Genomic DNA, 1,068 nt, shown 5'->3' with positions numbered 1-1,068 from the left:
GTGCGCGCCCGCATCGCGGGCACGCCGATGGCGAACAAGGGCTCGGACCTCGACGCCCTGCTGAAGCTGGCACCGGAGCAGCGAATGCCGGCTCTCGACCTGCTGTTCGGTCAGGCCGACGACGCCCCGCGCAGCATAGCGGAGGCAGCGCAGCGGCTCTCCGGCGCCCGTACCGCAACCATTTCAGAAGTCGACGCCCAGCTTGACGCGCTGATGAAGGCATGGCGCCGCGCCGGCGCCGAGGCCCGCAAGCGCTTCTCCGACTTCGTTGCCGAGCAGGAGGAGGCGTGATGGAGCGTTTTCCCCGTCAGAACGAAGCGCTCAGGCTCAAGCGGACTCGTCAGATGGCCGAGATCTTCGCGCAAGAAGGTTTCTGGCTGACTGGATCGTCGCGAACAGGCGCAACTGCTCTAGAGCGGTTCCTTCCTCCATTGGGATTGTCTCAAGCCAGATCTGGAGCCGCTCCAGCGCATCCATCTCTTCGCCATCCTCCCCGACAGCCGCGTCTGTCAGCGCCAGATCGTGGACGGCCGTGATGATCTCCAGCAATCGAGCCCGCTTCACCATGCCGCCGTCGATCAACGCGGCGGCTATAGCCACTGCGGGCAGGAAGGAACCTGTCGTTTGTAGGATCAGCTTCGACACGTGGAAGTCGATCTCCTCGAAGTCGTCTTTCCAAGGCTTGTCCAATTACCGTTCTCCCGACTCGGTTTTCGCACCTCTGAGCATCGGGGAAGCGCGCCACCTGCGCCAGTGGTGGGGCGGCGGGGCTACCCGCATCCTCTCAACGCAGAACGGTCGCGTGAGCACCGCCCCGCGCAACACGGGGGCTCGTTGAATGACCCGCCGTCCGCGCCATCCCGATCAGCTCGACCTGCTCGGCTGGGAGCCCTCGGAGCCCGTCGTGGCGTTCGAGCCCCATACCGTGCGGGCGGCGAGCCTCGGGGCGTCGATCTCCAAGGCCGTGTCGCAATCGCTGAAGGGCCACGACCGCGACGAGATCGCGGCGCGGATGACCGCGTATCTCGACGAGCAGATCAGCGGCCACATGCTCAATGCCTACGCCTC

At 65.6% G+C, this 1,068-nt stretch carries 2 protein-coding genes and 1 pseudogene; 2 read left to right on the top strand and 1 reads right to left on the bottom strand.

Translation table 11 applies throughout. The features are described 5' to 3' along the window. A partial coding sequence (locus tag STARVERO_RS23025; protein ID WP_200837957.1) for a hypothetical protein occupies positions 1–291 on the top strand: 291 nt, incomplete at its 5' end. A 36-nt stretch (positions 292–327) separates the two neighbouring features. Here STARVERO_RS23025 and STARVERO_RS23020 read toward each other — a convergent pair. Next, complete coding sequence (locus STARVERO_RS23020) at positions 328–690, bottom strand: hypothetical protein (protein ID WP_159602528.1); 363 nt, start codon at positions 688–690, stop codon at positions 328–330. Positions 691–838: 148 nt separating this feature from the next. Between STARVERO_RS23020 and STARVERO_RS23015 the strand changes: the two are divergent. Further along, positions 839–1,068 (top strand): annotated as a pseudogene (locus tag STARVERO_RS23015) (DNA transposition protein); the annotation flags it as partial.

It is taken from the genome of Starkeya nomas (assembly GCF_902703545.1).
GTDB lineage: Bacteria > Pseudomonadota > Alphaproteobacteria > Rhizobiales > Xanthobacteraceae > Ancylobacter > Ancylobacter moscoviensis.
Note: the sequence above shows the minus strand (reverse complement) of the source record. Positions and strands in the feature narration are given on the sequence as shown.